Origin of the sequence: Embleya sp. NPDC050154 (genome assembly GCF_044460165.1) — a bacterium.
Classification (GTDB): Bacteria; Actinomycetota; Actinomycetes; order Streptomycetales; family Streptomycetaceae; genus Embleya.
In genome coordinates, this window is sequence record NZ_JBITJP010000004.1 from 583,938 (window position 1) to 602,769 (window position 18,832).

Annotated in this window: 1 protein-coding gene; it reads left to right on the forward strand. The window is 72.5% G+C overall.

All coding sequences use genetic code 11. From position 1 onward, the window contains the following. Positions 1-154: 154 nt before the first annotated feature. A partial coding sequence (locus ACIBSV_RS11955; RefSeq protein ID WP_395861823.1) for an SDR family NAD(P)-dependent oxidoreductase occupies positions 155-18,832 on the forward strand: 18,678 nt, incomplete at its 3' end.

The following is an 18,832-nucleotide window of genomic DNA, read 5'->3' on the forward strand; positions in this document are numbered from 1 at the left end:
CGGGTCGTGGGCAGGGCCGCCGCGAATCGCCGTATTCGACGGCGCGGCCCAAACGGCAGTGCGTCAGGGAAGTGATCGGCAAGCGCCTCCGGGAGGACCCGGCGGGCCTGCGGCGGGCCACAACCGCGACCGGCTGAGAACTGAGGGGCTTGACATGGTACGTGGGGACCGTCCCGGCATCGAAACGTCCGCGAACGGGCATTCCGGTCCAAGCCGGCACGAGCCGATCGCCGTGGTCGGCATTTCGTGCCGGCTGCCCGGCGTGCACGGGCCGGCGGATTTCTGGCGGCTCCTGCGCGAGGGCGCCGACACCATCGGGCCTCCCGCCGCGGATCGACCGGGCATCGGCGGCGTGTCCGGCCGGGGGTCCTTCCTCGCCTCGGTCGACGGCTTCGACCCGTCCTTCTTCGGCATCTCCGGGCGCGAGGCCGCCGCCATGGACCCCCACCAGCGCCTGATGCTGGAACTGAGCTGGGAGGCCCTGGAGGACGCGGGCACGGTGCCCGCCACGCTGGCCGGCACCCGAACCGGCGTGTTCGTGGGCGCCTTCTCCGACGACTACTCGCTGCTGCTCCAGGCCGACGGCCCGGACGCGGTGACCGCGCACAGCACCACCGGCCTGCACCGCAGCATCATCGCCAACCGCGTCTCCTACTTCCTGGGTGCGGGCGGCCCCAGCCTGACCGTGGACACCGGCCAGTCCTCCTCCCTGGTCGCCGTGCACATGGCCTGCGAGAGCCTGCGCTCCGGCGAATCCGAGACGGCCCTGGCCGGCGGGGTCAACCTGATCCTGACCCCGCAGTCCACCGACCGCATGGAGCGCTTCGGCGCGCTGTCCCCGGACGGACGCTGCTACACCTTCGACGCCAGGGCCAACGGCTACGTCCGCGGCGAAGGTGGCGCGGTGCTGGTGCTCAAGCCGCTGCGGCGCGCGCTCGCGGACGGCGACCGGATCCACTGCCTCCTGCGCGGCAGCGCCGTCAACAACGACGGCGGCGGCGCGACGCTGACCGCGCCCAGCGTGACCGCGCAACAGGACGTGCTGCGCCGGGCGTACGAGCAGGCGGACGTGGACCCGGCCCGGGTCGGCTACGTCGAGTTGCACGGAACCGGCACCAGGCTCGGGGACCCGGTCGAGGCCGCCGCGTTGGGCGCCGTCCTGGGAGCCGCCCGGAACGCCGATTTCCCCCTGCCGGTGGGCTCCGCGAAGACCAACGTCGGCCACCTGGAGGCCGCGGCCGGGGTGATCGGCCTGGTGAAGACGGCCCTGGCACTGTCCCACCGGGAAATCCCGGCCGGCCTGAACTACGCGGAGCCCCATCCCGACATCCCGTTGGCCGAACTGCGCCTGAAGGTGCCGACGGAGCCGACCGCGTGGCCGGCCGTAGCGGGATCGCGGATCGCCGGGGTGAGCTCGTTCGGCATGGGCGGGACAAACTGCCACGTCGTGCTGTCCGAGGCCGAGGTGGACACAACCACCGGCACCGGAGCCGGAGTCCCGGCTTCGGCCGCGGGGGCCCTGCCCCTGGTCGTCTCCGGCCACACCGATCAGGCGTTGCGCGCACAAGCCGGCCGACTCGCCCGCTTCGTCACGGACCGGCCGGAACTCGGCCTGCCCGACCTCTCCTACTCGCTCCTGTCGGCACGGTCCCCGCTCGCGCACCGCGGCGTAGTGATCGCGGGCGGCCGGGCCGAACTGGTCGAGGGCCTGAGCGCGCTCGCCGCCGGGGAACCGGCGCCGGGCGTGGTGACCGGGGTGGCGCGATCCGCCGGCCGCACGGTGCTGGTCTTCCCCGGTCAGGGTTCGCAGTGGCTGGGGATGGCCGCCGACCTGCTGGACTCCGCACCGGTCTTCGCCGAGCGGATCGCCGACTGCGAGGCGGCGCTCGCGCCGTACGTCGACTGGTCGTTGACCTCGATCCTGCGCTCGGAGTCCGACGACTGGCTGGAGCGGGTCGACGTCGTACAACCCGTGCTCTGGGCGGTGATGGTCTCACTCGCCGGGCTCTGGGCCTCGTTCGGCGTGCGGCCCGCCGCGGTGGTCGGCCACTCCCAGGGCGAGATCGCGGCCGCGTGCGTCGCCGGCGCGCTCTCGCTCGACGACGGCGCGAAGGTCGTCGCGCTGCGCAGCAAGGCGCTCCTCGACTTGTCCGGCCGAGGCGGCATGGCGTCGGTCGGCGTCTCGGCCGACCGGATCACCGAACTGATCGCACCGTTCAAGAAGCGGCTGTCGGTCGCCGCGGTCAACAGTCCGGCATCCGTCATCGTCTCGGGCGAGCCGGGCGCCCTGGACGAACTCCTCGCCATCTGCGCGGCACAGGGAATCTGGGCACGGCGCGTCCCGGTCGACTACGCCTCGCACTCCACCCAGGTTTCCAGGATCCGCAAATCCCTGCTGCGAGCCCTGGCCGGGATCGAGCCGCGCACCTCGCACACCCCCTTCCACTCGTCGGTGACCGGCGAACTCCTGGACACCGCACGCCTCGACGCCCAGTACTGGTACACCAACCTGCGCCAGACCGTCCGCTTCGAGGACGCGATCAGGACCCTGCTCGCCGGGGGACACGACGTCTTCATCGAGTCCAGCGCCCACCCGGTCCTGACCACGGGCATCCTGGAGACGATCGAGGACACCGGGTCGGACGCCGTCGCGTTCGGAACCCTGCGCCGCAACCACGGTGGTTCCGAGCGCTTCCGCACCGCCCTGGCCGAAGCGCACGTGCGCGGCGTCACGGTCGACTGGCGCCCGGTCCTCGGGGCCGGGGCGCGCCGGGTCGACCTGCCCACCTACGCGTTCCAGCGCGAACGCCACTGGCTGGGCGGCACGACCGAGACGCCCGCCGACACCGGGCCGACACGGTCCGCGTGGGCCGACCGCCTTGCGGGGCTGCCCAGGGAGGGCCGGGAACAGGCCGTCCGCGACCTGACGTTCGCGCACGCCGCGACCGTGCTGGGGCGTCCCGCGCTCGGGCCGGCCGACGTCGAGCAGACGTTCAAGGACCTGGGCCTGGACTCGCCGAGCGCCGTCGAATTCCGCAACCGGGTCAACACCGACGCCGGGCTTCGGCTGCCGACCACGCTGGCCTACGACCACCCCACGCCGGCCGCCGTCGCGCGCCACCTCGTCGCGCTGGTCGTCGACGCCGCGCGGGATCGTCCGGGCGTCGACCCGGCCGCCGCCCACAGTCCCGGGCTCGACAGCGGGCCGGAGCACCCGGCCGGACGGCCGACCGACGACGACCCGATCGCCATCGTCGGCATGGCCTGCCGACTGCCCGGTGGGATCGGCTCACCGGAGGACCTGTGGCGACTCGTGGCCGCGGGCGGGGACGCCATCACGCCGTTCCCCGAGGACCGGGGCTGGGACCTGGCGGGACTGTACGACCCGGAGGTCGACTCCGGCTCGGACTCCTCGAAGGCGGGCACCAGTTACGCCCGGCACGGCGGCTTCCTGGCCGGCGTCGCCGACTTCGACGCGGGCTTTTTCGGGATCTCGCCGCGTGAGGCGCTGGCGATGGATCCGCAGCAGCGGCTGCTCCTGGAAACGTCTTGGGAGGTCTTCGAGCGGGCCGGCATTGACCCGGCCGCGCTGCGCGGCAGTCGGACCGGTGTGTTCGTCGGCGCGATGAACCAGGACTACGGCGCGCGGCTGGACGAGGCCGCCAACGGCTCCGAGGGCTATCTACTCACCGGGAACACCGGCAGCGTCGTCTCCGGACGCCTGGCCTATACGTTCGGCTTCGAGGGGCCCGCCGTCACCGTGGACACCGCGTGCTCGTCGTCCCTGGTGAGTCTGCATCTCGCCGTGCAGGCACTGCGTGCCGGCGAGTGTTCGATGGCCCTGGCCGGCGGCGTGACGGTGATGTCCACACCCGGCATGTTCGTCGAGTTCAGTCGCCAGCGTGGTCTGTCGCCGGACGGTCGGTGCAAGGCGTTCTCGGCCGCCGCGGACGGTACGGGCTGGTCCGAGGGTGTGGGTGTGCTGCTGGTGGAGCGGCTGTCCGACGCGCGGCGCAACGGCCACCGGGTGCTGGCGACGGTACGCGGCACGGCGGTCAACCAGGACGGCGCGAGCAACGGCCTGACCGCGCCCAACGGCCCCTCCCAGCAGCGGGTGATCCGGCAGGCGCTGGCGAGTGCGGGACTGTCGGCCGCCGACGTCGACGCGGTCGAGGGCCACGGAACGGGTACGACGTTGGGCGACCCGATCGAGGCGCAGGCACTGCTCGCCACCTACGGGCAGGGCCGGCGCGACGAACAGCCACTGTATCTCGGGTCGTTGAAGTCGAACATCGGTCACGCGCAGGCCGCCGCGGGCGTCGCCGGGGTGATCAAGATGGTCATGGCGATGCGCGAGGGCGTACTGCCGCAGACGCTGCACGTCGACGAGCCGTCCCCGCACATCGACTGGTCCGCGGGCGCGGTGGAGGTGCTGACGCGGGCGCGGGAGTGGCCTACAACCGACCGTCCGCGCCGGTCCGCGATCTCCTCGTTCGGGATCAGCGGTACGAACGCGCACGTGATCATCGAGCAGGCGGACGGCGAGCCCGCGCGGCCGGTCGCGGGGGCAGAGCCGGTACCCGCCACCGAGGCGGCACCCGTCACGGAGTCGGCGACGAAGTCCCTTACGGAGCCGACTCGGGGCGGGCCGAGCGCGCTGCTCCCGTTCGTCGTCTCCGGGCGGGGCGAGCCCGGCCTGCGGGCGCAGGCGGCCCGACTGGCGCGGTTCGTCCGGGACGAGCCCGAAGTCCCGTTGTCCGACCTGGCGGCTTCGCTGATCGCGTCGCGGTCGGTGTTGGAGCGCCGGGGCGTCGTGCTGGCCGCCGACCGGGCGGAGCTGGCGTCCGGATTGGCGGAGTTGGCCGAGGGGGAGTCCGTACCGGATAGCGCGCGGTCCTCGGGTCGGACGGTCTTCGTGTTCCCGGGGCAGGGATCGCAGTGGGTGGGGATGGCTGCCGCGCTGCTGGATTCGTCGCCGGTGTTCGCGGAGCGGATCGCGGAGTGTGCGGCGGCCCTTGCGCCGTTCGTGGACTGGTCGTTGGAGTCGGTGCTGCGGTCGGAGTCGGAGGATTGGCCGGCCCGGGTCGACGTCGTGCAGCCCGTGTTGTGGGCGGTGATGGTGTCGCTCGCCGAGCTGTGGCGTTCCTTCGGGGTCGAGCCTGCCGCCGTGGTGGGGCATTCGCAGGGGGAGATCGCGGCGGCGTGCGTGGCGGGGGCGCTGTCGCTGCCGGACGGCGCGAAGGTCGTGGCGTTGCGGAGCCGGGCCATTCTCGCATTGGGGGGCTCGGGGGGTATGGCGTCGGTGTCGCTGCCCCCGGCCGGCGTGGCGCAGTTGCTGGCGCCGTTCGACGGTCGGGTGTCGGTGGCGGCGGTGAACGGTCCGGCGTCGGTGACGGTGGCCGGTGAGTCGGCCGCGTTGGACGAACTGCTCGCGGAGTGTGACGCGCAAGGCGTGTGGGCGCGTCGGGTGCCGGTGGACTACGCCTCGCATTCGGTACAGGTGGAGTCGATCCGAGATCGCCTGCTGGCCGAGTTGGCCGGTATCGAGCCGAAGGCGCCGACGGTGCCGTTCTATTCGGCGGTGACGGCCGAACCGCTGGGGACGACGCGGCTCGACGCGGACTACTGGTACACCAACCTGCGTCGGACGGTTCGTTTCGAGGAGACGATTCGCCTGCTGCTGACCCAGGGTTTCGACGCCTTCGTCGAGGTGAGCGCGCACCCGGTGCTGACCACGCCGATCGAAGGTACGGTCGAGTCCGCCGAGGCCGCAGCGGTGGTTCTGGGAACGTTGCGGCGGGGGGAGGGCGGCCTGGCCCGGTTCACCGCCGCGCTGGCGGAGGCGTATGTCGGCGGGCTCGCCGTGGACTGGTCCCCACTGTTGGCCGAGCGGGTTCGTGACAACGGCACGGTGGCCGTCGACCTGCCGACATATGCCTTCCAGCGCCGGCGGTACTGGCTGGAACGCACGGCGTCCACCGGTGACGCGCGCGGTCTGGGCCTGGCCGAGGCGGACCATCCGCTGCTGGGCGCGGCGGTGCAACTCGGCGGTGGGCAAGGGGTGGTGCTGACGGGCCGACTGTCGCTGTCCTCGCACGCCTGGCTCAGGGATCACGCGGTCGCCGGGACGGTGCTGTTGCCGGGCGCGGCCTTCGTGGAACTGGCCATCCGCGCCGGGGACGAGGTGGGCTGCGGCCGGATCGCCGAACTCGCCCTGGAAGCACCGCTGGTGATCCCCGAGCACGGCGCGTCGCAGATCCAGGTCGTGGTCGGCGCGGCCGAGGCCGACCGGTCCCGGACCGTGAGCGTCTTCTCGCGGAGCGCGGACGAGTCCGCGCGACTCGGCTGGACCCGGCACGCCGCCGGGATCCTGGCCGAGCGCGGATCGGCGCCGGACGTGGCCTTCGCTGCGGGCGCCTGGCCGCCGATCGGTGCCGAGCCGATGGATCTCGACCACTTCTACGCCGACCTGGTGCCGAGCGGCTACGCGTACGGACCCGCGTTCCAGGGCCTGCGCGCCGCCTGGCGGGTAGGCGAGGACATCTACGCCGAGGTCGCGCTGCCCGAGGACACGGCGGCGAGCGCGGCCCGCTTCGGGCTGCACCCGGCGCTGCTCGACGCCGCGCTGCACGCCGCTCTCGCGCACGGCGGCGACGGCGCGGCGGAGCACGTGCGACTGCCGTTCGTCTTCAAGGGGCTGACCCTCTTCGCGGGCGCCGCGTCCCACCTGCGGGTAAGGCTGTCGTCCGTCGGGTCGGACACCGTCCGCGTGACGCTGGCCGACCCGACGGGGGAACCGGTGGCCTCGATCGAGGCGCTGACCCTGCGTCCGATCGCCGCCGAGGTGCTCACGGCGACCCGACCCGTCGCGGCGGACGACCTGTGCCGCGTCGAGTGGACTCCGGCCGGACCGGTCGGCGCTGCCTTCACCGCCGGCATCGGCGGTATTCGGGTGCTGGACGCCGACGCGCCCGACCTGGAGGAGGTGGCTGGGGGCGGCGTACCCGACGTGGTCGTGCTGCCCTGCCTCGCCGACCCGGGACCGCAGGAGGAGCATGCCGCCGCGGTCCACCGGGTGGCCGGCGGGGTGCTGTCGGTGGTGCGGGACTGGTTGGGCGACGAGCGGTTCGCCGGGTCGCGGTTGGTGGTGGTGACGCGGGGCGCGGTGGGTGTCGCGTCCGGCTCGGCGGCGTCGTCGGCGTCGATGTTGCCGGCGTTGTCCGGCCTCGCGTCGTCGGCGGTGTGGGGGCTGGTGCGGTCGGCGGCCACGGAGCATCCCGACCGCTTCGTGCTGGTGGACGTCGACGAACGCGACGACTGGCAAGCCGCGTTGCCGGGCGCCCTGGCGTGCGGCGAGCGGGAGACGGCGATACGCGGCGGCGCGGTGTTGGTGCCGCGACTCGTCCGGCACGCCGTCGACTCCGCCGTTGCGGATACCTCCGTCGACGCTGCTTTCCTTGCCCCCGCCGAGCTGTCCTTCGGCGCCGGCACAGTCCTGATCACCGGCGGCACCGGCCTGTTGGGCGGCTTGATCTCCCGTCGTCTCGTCTCGCACCACGGCGTGCGCAGCCTGGTGTTGCTCAGCCGTCGGGGCGAACAGGCCCCTGGCGTCGCCGAATTGGTGGCGGAGCTGTCGGCACTGGGCACGTCGGTGGTGGTCGAGGCGTGTGACGCGGCCGATCGGGAAGCGTTGAGCGGCGTATTGACCCGCCTCCGTACTCCGTTGACCGGTGTCGTGCACGCCGCCGGCTTCCTGGACGACGGCTTGGTCGAGGCGTTGACCGAGGACCGGTTGCACAGTGTGCTGCGCGCCAAGGTCGACGGCGCGGTGAACCTGCACGAACTGACCCGCGATCTCGACCTCTCCGGCTTCGTCCTCTTCTCCTCCGTCTCCGGAATCCTGGGCGGCCCGGGACAGGCGAACTACGCTGCGGCGAACACCTACCTCGACGCCCTCGCGCACGCCCGCCACGCGAACGGGCTCCCCGCCACCTCGATGGCCTGGGGTCTGTGGGCCGAGGCCGGCGGGATGACGGGCGCGATGAGCGGCGCCGACCGGCAGCGGATGAGCCGACTCGGCGTGGGGCCGCTCGCCACCGAGCAGGGCCTGCGCTTGTTCGACGCCGCGCTCGGCTCGGCCGAAGCGCTGCTGGTCCCCGTCGCGCTGGACCTACCCGCGCTCCGCGCCCGCGCCGGGAACGGCGCGCCGGCGGGGATGCTGCGCGGTTTCGTCCCCATGCCCGTTCGCCCCACCGCCGGCAGCGCGACCGCCGCCCCGTCGCGGTCCGCCCTCGCCCAACGGCTCGGCGCACTGCCGGACACCGAACGGGAACGCGCCCTGCTGGACGTGGTCCGCGAACAAGTGGCGGCCGTACTCGGCCTGCCCACGGGCGCCGACGTCGACGTCTCCGCCACCTTCAAGGCCCTCGGCTTCGACTCGCTCACCGGCCTCGACCTGCGCAACCGGCTGAACACGGTGACCGGCCTGCGCCTGCCGGCCACCCTCGTCTTCGACCACCCGACCCCGACCGCACTGCTCCGCCAGGTCCGGCGGGAACTCTTCGGCGCCCAGGACGCGACCCCCACCGCCGCGGCCGGTCCGGTGGCGGACGACGAACCGATCGCGATCGTCGGCATGGCCTGTCGCTATCCCGGCGGTGTGGAGTCGCCCGAGGACCTGTGGCGCCTGGCCGCCGAGGGCCGGGACGCCGTCTCGCCGTTCCCGTCGAACCGCGGCTGGGACCTGGAGGGCCTGTACGACCCCGACCCCGCGGTCCCCGGAACCAGCTATGCCCGCGAGGGCGGATTCCTGCACGACGCCGCGCAGTTCGACGCCGGGTTCTTCGAGATCTCGCCGCGTGAGGCGCTGGCGATGGACCCGCAACAGCGCCTCCTGCTGGAGACCTCGTGGCAGGTGCTGGAGCGGGCCGGGATCGACCCCGCCACACTGCGCGGCAGCCGAACCGGTGTGTTCGTCGGGGTGATGTACCACGACTACGCGTCGGGCATGCAGAAGGTGCCCGAAGGCGTCGACGGTTACCTGCTGATGGGCAACACCGGCAGCGCCGCGTCGGGCCGGCTCGCGTACGCCTTCGGGTTCGAGGGCCCCGCGATCACCGTCGACACCGCGTGCTCGTCGTCGCTGGTGGGCCTGCACCTGGCGGTGCAGGCGCTGCGCGGCGGCGAGTGTTCGATGGCGCTGGCCGGCGGGGTGACGGTGATGTCGACCCCGGAGGTCTTCGTCGAGTTCAGTCGCCAGCGCGGTTTGTCGCCGGACGGGCGGTGCAAGGCGTTCTCGGCCGCCGCGGACGGGACCGGCTGGTCCGAGGGCGTCGGTGTGCTGCTCGTGGAGCGGCTCTCCGACGCACAGCGCAACGGCCATCACATCCTTGCCGTCGTCCGGGGGACCGCGGTGAACCAGGACGGCGCGAGCAACGGCCTGACCGCGCCCAACGGCCCCGCCCAACAGCGGGTCATCCGGCAGGCGTTGACGAGTGCGGGACTGTCGGCCGCCGACATCGACGCGGTGGAGGCACACGGAACGGGCACCACACTCGGCGACCCGATCGAGGCGCAGGCCCTGATCGCGACCTACGGTCAAGACCGCGACCCGCGGACGCCGTTCTACCTGGGATCGCTGAAGTCGAACATCGGCCATGCCCAGGCCGCCGCGGGTGTGGGCGGCGTGATCAAGATGGTGATGGCGATGCGCGAGGGCGTGTTGCCGCAGACGCTGCACGTCGATGAGCCTTCGCCGCACGTGGACTGGTCGGCGGGCGCGGTCGAACTGCTCACCGAAGCCCGCGCGTGGCCCGAGACGGGTCGCCTCCGCCGGGCCGCTGTCTCGTCCTTCGGCGCCAGCGGTACCAATGCGCACGTCGTCCTGGAGCAGGGGCCCGAGCCGGTACTCGCGCAGGCCGACGAGGAGGCGACGGACGACGGGCGCGTCCTGCCCTGGCTGCTCTCGGCGAAGTCCGGTGACGCGCTCCGGGCCCAGGCGTCCGTCCTCTCCGGATACCTGCACGACCACCCCGAACTCGACCTCACCGCCGTCGCCTCGGCGCTCGTTACCTCGCGTGCGGCTCTCGAAGAGCGCGCCGCTGTGGTCGGTTCCTCGCGGGCCGCGCTGTTGGCCGGGCTCGACGCGCTCGCCGCGGGCGAAGCCGCGGTGGGCGTCGTACGCGGCTCGGTCCTCGGCGCCGGCGATCTCGCCTTCCTGTTCAGCGGGCAGGGATGCCAGCGGGTCGGGATGGGGCGTGAGCTGCACGATCGCTTCCCGGTGTTCGCGGAGGCGTTCGATGCCGCTGTTGTCGAGTTGGATCGTCGGTTGGTGGGGCATGTCGCGTATTCGGTGCGGGATGTGGTGTTCGGTGCGGAGGGTGCCGAGGGTTTGTTGGACGAGACGGTGTTCACGCAGGCGGCGTTGTTCGCCGTGGAGGTGGCGCTGTTTCGGTTGGTGGAATCGTTCGGTGTGCGGCCGGACTTCCTGTTGGGGCATTCGATCGGTGAGTTGGCCGCCGCGCATGTGGCGGGGGTGTGGTCGTTGGAGGACGCGGCCGTGGTGGTGGCCGCGCGGGGCCGGTTGATGCAGGCGCTCCCGGCGGGTGGTGCGATGGTCGCGGTGCAGGCCGCCGAGGCCGAGGTGACGACGGCGCTGGCGGCGGCGGAAGTCGGCGATACGGCGGGTCTCGCGGCGGTGAACGGCCCGACCTCGGTCGTGCTTTCCGGTGACGAGGAGCCGGTGCTTCGGGTGGCGGCCGACTTCGCGGCGCGGGGGCGCAAGACCAAGCGGCTGACGGTCAGTCACGCGTTCCACTCCCTGCGGATGGACGCGATGCTGGCCGAATTCCGGGCCGTCCTCGCCACCGTGACCTTCGGCCGGCCGGCCCTGCCGATCGTCTCCAACCTGACCGGACGGCCCGCGAGTATCGAGGAGTTGAGTGACCCGGACTACTGGGTAGGGCAGGTGCGCGGGGCCGTGCGCTTCTCCGACGGCGTGGAACACCTGCGCGCGGCCGGCGTCGGAACCTTCCTGGAACTGGGCCCCGAGGGAGTATTGACCGCACTGGTCCACGATTGCGTTGCCTCGGTGACCGCTGCGGAGGAAGGTACCGCCGCCGACATCGCGGCCACCTCCGCACTGCGCCGGGACCGCGCGGAGTGCGACGCGTTGCTCTCCGCGCTTGCGTTCGCGCACGTGCGCGGCTACAGGACCGACTGGTCCGCGGTGCTCACGCCCGCCGCGCGCCGACACCTCGACCTGCCCACCTATGCCTTCCAACGCCGGCTCTACTGGCTCGACGGCACCGCGGGCGCACCCGCCGACGCCGCCGGACTCGGGCTGGTGGCGGCCGAACACCCCCTGCTCGCGGCGACCGTACGTCTCGCCGGCTCCGACGCGGTCATGCTGACCGGCCGGATCTCCCTTCAAGCCCAGCCCTGGCTACGCGACCACGCCGTCGCGGGGACGGTACTGCTGCCCGGAACCGCCTTCGCGGATCTGGCCGTCCAGGCGGGCGACCGGATGGACTGCCGCCGCGTCGACGAACTGACCCTCCAGGCACCGCTCGTGGTCCCCGCGAACGGCGCGCTCGCCCTCCAGGTTCAGGTGGAGCCGCCGACCGCCGCCGGACGCAGGGCAGTCGGCGTGTACTCCCGAGACGAAGCGGTGGGCGAGGACGGCGAATGGACCTGCCACGCCACCGGTTTCCTCGCCGAGGACGCCACGGAAGCGGCGTTCGATCTCGCCGGCTGGCCGCCGGTCGGCGCACAGCCGATCGACATCGACGGCTTCTACGCCCGCGCCGCCGAAGCCGGATACGGCTACGGGCCCGCGTTCCGGGGACTGCGCACGCTGTACCGGGGCCCGGACGGCAAGCTGTACGCCGAGGTCGAGTTGCCCGCCGAACAGACGCACGACGCAGGCCGGTTCGGGGTCCATCCGGCCCTGCTCGATGCCGCCCTGCATGCTCTGGTCGGGGATGATCTCGACGCGGCCGGCCCGGGCCGGGAGCCGACGATGCGGCTGCCCTTCGGGTGGCGCGGCATGCAACTGTACGCGGCCGGGGCGTCCGCGCTCCGGGTATGCCTGGCCATGGTCGACGGAAACCCGGACACGATCGCGGTCCAAGCCGCCGACGGCACCGGACAGCCGGTGTTCTCCGCCGAGGCACTCGAACTGCGCACAGCCGACCCGGCACGGTCGGCCGTCACTTCCTCGGCGGCGGATTCCCTGTACCCGGTGGTCTGGACACCGGTCGGCCGGCCCGTGCCGGACACCGAACCGGGCGAAACCCCCGACCCGGGACCGGGCCTGGATCTTCCCTTGGACGTGACCGTCCATGACTGCACGCCGGTACAGGTGGTCACCGCGGACCTCGCGCGGGCCGCCGAGGCGGCGGCCGTACGTCTCCTCACGGCAGTGCAGGCGTGGCTGACCGAGACGGCGACCGCCGAATCCGCGACATCGCGCTTCGTAGTGGTGACGCGCGGCGCGGTGGCGGCAGCCCCCGGTGATCCGGTCGTCGACCTCGTGCACGCCCCCGTGTGGGGGTTGGTGCGGTCGGCGCAGAGCGAGCACCCCGACCGGTTCCTGCTGATCGACCTCGACCCGGACCTGGCCGCCGATGCGGCGGACCCCGAGGAGGTGGCGCGCATCGCCCTGGCCGCAGGCGAGAGCCAGGTCGCCGTGCGCGCGGGCGCCGTACTCGTGCCGAGGCTCGTCCGGGCAGGTCGGGGCGGGACGTTGGTGCCGCCATCCGGCGCGTGGCGACTGGACGGTGTAGCGCGCGGGACGCTGGACGATTTGGCGTTGGTGGTGGCTCCGGAGGCGCTGGAGCCCTTGCGGGCAGGTCAGGTGCGCATCGCGGTGCGGGCCGCCGGTCTCAACTTCCGCGATGTGTTGATCGCGTTGGGTGTGTATCCGGGTGCCGCGTCGATGGGTGGCGAGGGCGCGGGTGCGGTGGCCGAGGTCGGTCCGGGGGTGTCCGAGTTCGCGGTGGGTGATCGGGTGTTCGGGATGTTCCCGTCGTTCGGTCCGATGGCGGTGGCCGATGTGCGGACGGTGGCTTCGGTGCCGGGTGACTGGTCGTTCGAGCAGGCGGCGTCGGTGCCGGTGGTGTTCCTGACGGCGTATTACGGCTTGGTCGAGCTGGGTGGTCTGCGGGCCGGTGAGTCGGTGTTGGTTCATGCCGGCGCGGGTGGGGTGGGGATGGCGGCGGTGCAGATCGCGCGTCATCTGGGTGCCGAGGTGTTCGCGACGGCGAGTGAGGGCAAGTGGGACACTCTGCGATCGCTGGGTCTCGATGACGCCCACATCGCTTCGTCCCGGACGCCGGCGTTCGAGGACCGATTCCGGGCCGCGACCGACGGCCGTGGTGTGGATGTGGTGTTGAACTCTCTCGCGGGTGAGTTCGTGGACGCCTCGCTGCGGCTCCTGGCCGATGGTGGCCGGTTGTTGGAGATGGGCAAGACCGACATCCGGGACGCGGAGGCGGTGCGGGTCGGGTATCCCGGGGTCTCGTATCAGGCGTACGACCTGCTGGACGCGGGGCCGGAGCGGATCGGATCGCTGTTGGGCGACGTGTTGAGGCTGTTCGGGTCGGGCGTGCTGGCGCCGCTTCCGGTGCGGTCCTTCGATGTGCGGCGCGCGCCGGAGGCGTTTCGGTTCATGTCGCAGGCCCGGCACACCGGGAAGCTCGTGCTACGGATGCCGGTGCCGCTCGACCCCGACGGGACCGTGCTGATCACCGGTGGCACCGGCACGCTGGGCGCTTTGGTGGCTCGCCATCTGGTCACCGAACACGGCGTCCGCAGCCTGGTGTTGGCGAGCCGCCGGGGCCCGGACGCTCCCGGCGTGGGCGAATTGGCGACCGAACTCACCGATCTCGGTGCCCGGGTGACCATCGAGGCATGTGACGCCGTTGATCGGGAAGCTGTCGCCGAAGTCCTCGCGCGGATACCGGACGCCGCCCCACTCACCGCCGTTGTCCACGCCGCAGGCGTCGTCGACGACGCGCTGATCGAGTCCATGACGCCCGAGCAACTGGAACGCGTGCTGCGGGCCAAGGTCGACGGCGCGGTCAACCTGCACGAACTGACCGCCGACCACGACCTTTCCGCCTTCGTCCTGTTCTCCTCGATCGCGGGACTGCTGGGCACCCCGGGCCAAGCCAACTACGCCGCCGCGAATACCTTCCTCGACGCGCTCGCCGCCCACCGTCAGCGCGCCGGGCTCCCCGGCACCTCCCTCGCCTGGGGCCTGTGGGCCGACGCGAGTGGCATGACCGGGCAACTCGGCCGGCAGGACCTCGCCAGGATGCGCCGCTCCGGCATCGCCGCGCTGACGGCCGAACAGGGCCTCGGCCTGTTGGAAACGGCCCTGCACGTCGGCGACGCGAACCTCGCCGCGGTCCGGCTGGACCACACGGCGCTGCGCACCCAAGCCGCCCACGGCGCGACCCCCGCACTGCTGCGCAGCCTGGTCCGCGCCCGGGTCCGCCGTGCCGCACAGGTCGCGGCCACGGTGACGGGTGGTGAATCAGCACTGTCGCAGCGGCTGTCCGGGCTGTCCGGCGCGGAACAGGACCAACTGCTCACCGACTTGGTACGGACGCAGGCCGCCATGGTGCTGGGCCACGCGTCGGCGGACCTGATCGCATCGGAACAGACGTTCAAGGCGGCGGGGTTCGACTCATTGGCCGCGGTCGAACTGCGCAACCGGCTCAACGCCGCGACCGCCCTGCACCTGTCCGGCTCCCTGACCTTCGACTACCCGACACCCGCGGCGATGGCCCGGCACCTCAGGTCCCGGATCCTGAGCGAGCGGCGCGCGACGCCGCCCGCCGTGACCGGGCTCTCGTCCCCGGCCGGGGACGAGGAGCCGATCGCGATCGTCGGCATGGCCTGCCGGTTCCCCGGTGGGGTCGGTTCGCCGGAGGATCTGTGGCGCCTGGTGGCCGACGGCCGCGACGCGATCACCGGCTTCCCCACCGACCGAGGCTGGGACCTCGAAGGAATCTACGACCCCGACTCCGACAGTTCGGGCAAGACCTACGTCCGTACCGGTGGATTCCTGGACGACGTGGCCGACTTCGACGCCGAGTTCTTCGGCATCTCGCCGCGTGAGGCGCTCGCGATGGACCCGCAACAGCGGCTGCTCCTGGAAACGTCGTGGGAGGTCTTCGAGCGGGCCGGGATCGACCCGGCGCCGCTGAAGGCCAGCGCGACCGGTGTGTTCATCGGTGCCGTGTCGCAGGACTACGGGCCGCTGCTGAGCCGCACGCCGGAAGCCGTCGAGGGCTACCGCCTCACCGGGACCACCGGCAGCGTCGCCTCGGGCCGGCTGGCCTACTCCTTCGGCTTCGAGGGCCCTGCCGTCACCGTCGACACCGCCTGTTCCTCCTCGCTCGTCGCGCTGCACCTGGCCGCCCAGGCGCTGCGCCGGGGCGAGTGCACGATGGCCCTGGCCGGTGGCGCCACCATCATGTCCAGCCCCGACATGTTCATCGAGTTCAGCCGCCAGCGCGGACTCTCCGACGACGGCCGCTGCAAGGCGTTCGCGGACGGCGCGGACGGGACGGCCTGGGCCGAGGGCGTTGGCGTACTGCTGGTGGAGCGGCTGTCGGACGCCGAGCGCAACGGCCACCGAGTACTCGCGGTGGTCCGCGGTTCCGCCGTCAATCAGGACGGTGCCAGCAACGGACTGACCGCGCCGAACGGACCGTCGCAGCAGCGGGTGATCCGGCAGGCGTTGGCGAATGCGGGGTTGAGCGCGCAGGACGTGGACGCCGTCGAGGCGCACGGCACCGGTACGACGCTCGGCGACCCGATCGAGGCGCAGGCCCTGATCGACACGTACGGGCAGCACCGGAGGGACGAACAGCCGCTGTACCTGGGGTCGTTGAAGTCGAATATCGGTCACGCGCAGGCCGCATCTGGCGTCGGCGGCGTGATCAAGATGGTGATGGCGCTGCGCGAAGGGATCCTTCCGCGCACGCTGCACGTCGACGCGCCCTCCTCGCACGTCGACTGGTCGGCTGGTGCGGTGGAATTGCTGACCGAGGCACGGGAGTGGCCGGACACGGGCCGGCCGCGCCGGGCGGGTGTCTCCTCCTTCGGGATCAGCGGTACGAACGCGCACGTGGTGCTGGAGCAGGTGCCCGCGACGGCCGTCGTGCCGACCTTCGTTCCGGAGGAGACGGCCCGGTCGAGCGCTGCGCTGCCGTTCGTGGTGTCGGGCGGGTCGGAAGCCGCGCTGCGGGCGCAGGCCGGCCGGCTGGCCGAGTTCCTTGCCGGGCGGATGGAGCTGGACCCGGCTGCGGTGGCGTTCTCGCTTGCCGCCTCGCGGTCGGTGCTGGCGCACCGGAGCGTTGTCCTGGCCGCAGACCTCGGGGAGCTGACGGCCGGGCTGGCAGCGTTGGCCGCGGGGGTGCCTGCGGCGAATGTGGTGCAGGGGATTGCGCAGGGCGCGCGCCGCGCGGTGTTCGTGTTCCCGGGTCAGGGGTCGCAGTGGTTGGGGATGGCGGCGGGGTTGTTGGATTCGTCGGCGGTGTTCGCCGGGCGGATCGCGGAGTGTGAGGGGGCGCTCGCGCCGTTTGTGGATTGGTCGTTGACGTCGGTTCTGGGGTCGGAGTCGGAGGAGTGGCTGGGTCGGGTCGATGTGGTGCAGCCGGTGTTGTGGGCGGTGATGGTGTCGCTTGCCGAGTTGTGGCGTTCGTTCGGGGTGGAGCCCGCTGCTGTGGTGGGGCATTCGCAGGGGGAGATCGCGGCCGCGTGTGTCGCGGGGGCGTTGTCCTTGGCGGATGCGGCGAAGGTCGTGGCGTTGCGGAGCCGGGCGATCCTGGAGTTGGCGGGTTCCGGCGGGATGGCGTCGGTGTCGTTGTCGCTTGTCGGCGTGGAGGAGTTGATCGCGCGCTACGAGGGTCGGGTGTCGGTGGCGGCGGTGAACGGCCCGGCGTCGGTGACGGTGGCGGGTGAGTCGGCCGCGCTGGCGGAGTTGCTCGCCGAGTGCGATGCGCGGGGTGTGTGGGCGCGTCGGGTGCCGGTGGACTACGCGTCGCACTCGGTGCAGGTCGAATCGATCCGCGAACGGCTCTTGACGGAACTGGCCGACATCGAACCGATGGCGCCGACCGTCCCGTTCTTTTCGGCGGTGACCGCGGAGCGGCTGCAGACCACCGCGCTGGACGCCACCTACTGGTACACCAACCTTCGCCGGACGGTCCGCTTCGAGGAGACGATCCGCCTCCTCCTGAGCCAGGGCTCCGACACCTTCATCGAGGTCAGCGCGCACCCCGTCCTGACCGGCTCGATCGTGGACACCATCGAGTCCGCCGAGTCCCGAGCGGTGTCCCTGGGCACGCTGCGCCGAGGTGAGGGTGGTCCGGACCGCTTCACCTCGGCGCTCGCCGAGGCGTTCGCCGTGGGCCTGTCGGTCGACTGGCGACCGTTGCCGAACGTCCGCGGCGCCGGGCCGGTGGACCTGCCGACGTACGCCTTCCAGCGCCGGCGGTACTGGCCGGCGACCGCCGGTTCGACCGCGGGCGACCTCGGCTCGGTCGGTCTGACAACGGCCGATCACCCGCTGCTCGGCGCCGCGTTGCGGCTGGCGGACTCCGACGGCCTGGTCCTCACCGGATCGCTCTCGTCGGCCGCGCACCCGTGGCTGAGCGGCCACCGGGTTGCCGGCTCGGTACTGCTCCCCGGCGCTGCCATGGCCGAACTGGCGATCCGCGCCGCGGACGAGGTGGGCTGCGACCGGCTGGAAGAACTCCTCTTGGAAGCCCCGCTGCGCGTGCCGGACCAGGGCGCGGTACGCATCCAAATCCGCGTGGACGAGTCGGCGGACGTCGGGACGTACGACCTGAGCATCCACTCCCGAGCGGCCGACGCGGATGCCACCGAGCCCTGGATACGAAACGCCACCGCCGTACTGGCAACCGGCGCAGGCCGGGCGGCCGGGCAGTTCGCGGTCTGGCCGCCCGCCGGCGCACAGCCGATCGACCTCGACGGTTTCTACGACGGCCTCGCCGAGGCCGGCCACGGCTACGAGGGCCTCTTCCGGGGCCTGTCGAAGGCCTGGCGCGTCGGCGAGGACACCTACGCCGAGGTCGCGCTGCCCGCGAACGAGGAGAGTCCGTCCCGATTCGGCATCCATCCGGCCCTGCTGGACGCCGCATTGCACGGCATCGCCCTCGGTGACGGCGCGGCCGGACGCCTGCGGCTGCCGAGCCGTTGGGCAGGCGTGTCCCTGACCGCGACCGGCGCGACCGCTCTGCGGGTACGGCTGACACATCTCGGCCCGGACGAGGTCGCGGTCGAACTGGCCGACCAGGCAGGGCGGTCGGTACTGACCGTCGATTCGCTGGTGGTCCGGCCGGTCTCGATCGAGGAGTTCCAGGACACGCGGGGCGACCGTGACCGGAGCATGTTCCACGTCGACTGGGTGCCTGCCCCGGCTGTCCCGGGGGGCGAGTCGCTGCCGGAGGAATGGGCCGTACTCGCCGCGATCGGCGCGGAATCGGCCGCAGGGCCGCCGGCCGTACACCAGGACCTCGCGGCGCTCGGCGCGGCCATCGACGCGGGGAGCCGGGTACCGGATGTCGTCCTGCTGCCGTGCGGGGCCGGGTCGTCGCAGGACGACACCGACCACGACGGGCGATTGGCCGAGCGGGTGCATGCCGCAGCTTCCGGAGTGCTGTCGGTGGTGCGGGAGTGGTTGGGCGACGAGCGGTTCGCCGCCTCGCGGTTGGTGGTGGTGACGCGGGGTGCGGTGGGTGTCGGGCCGGGTTCGGTGGTGTCGGATCTGGCGTGGTCGGCGGTGTGGGGGTTG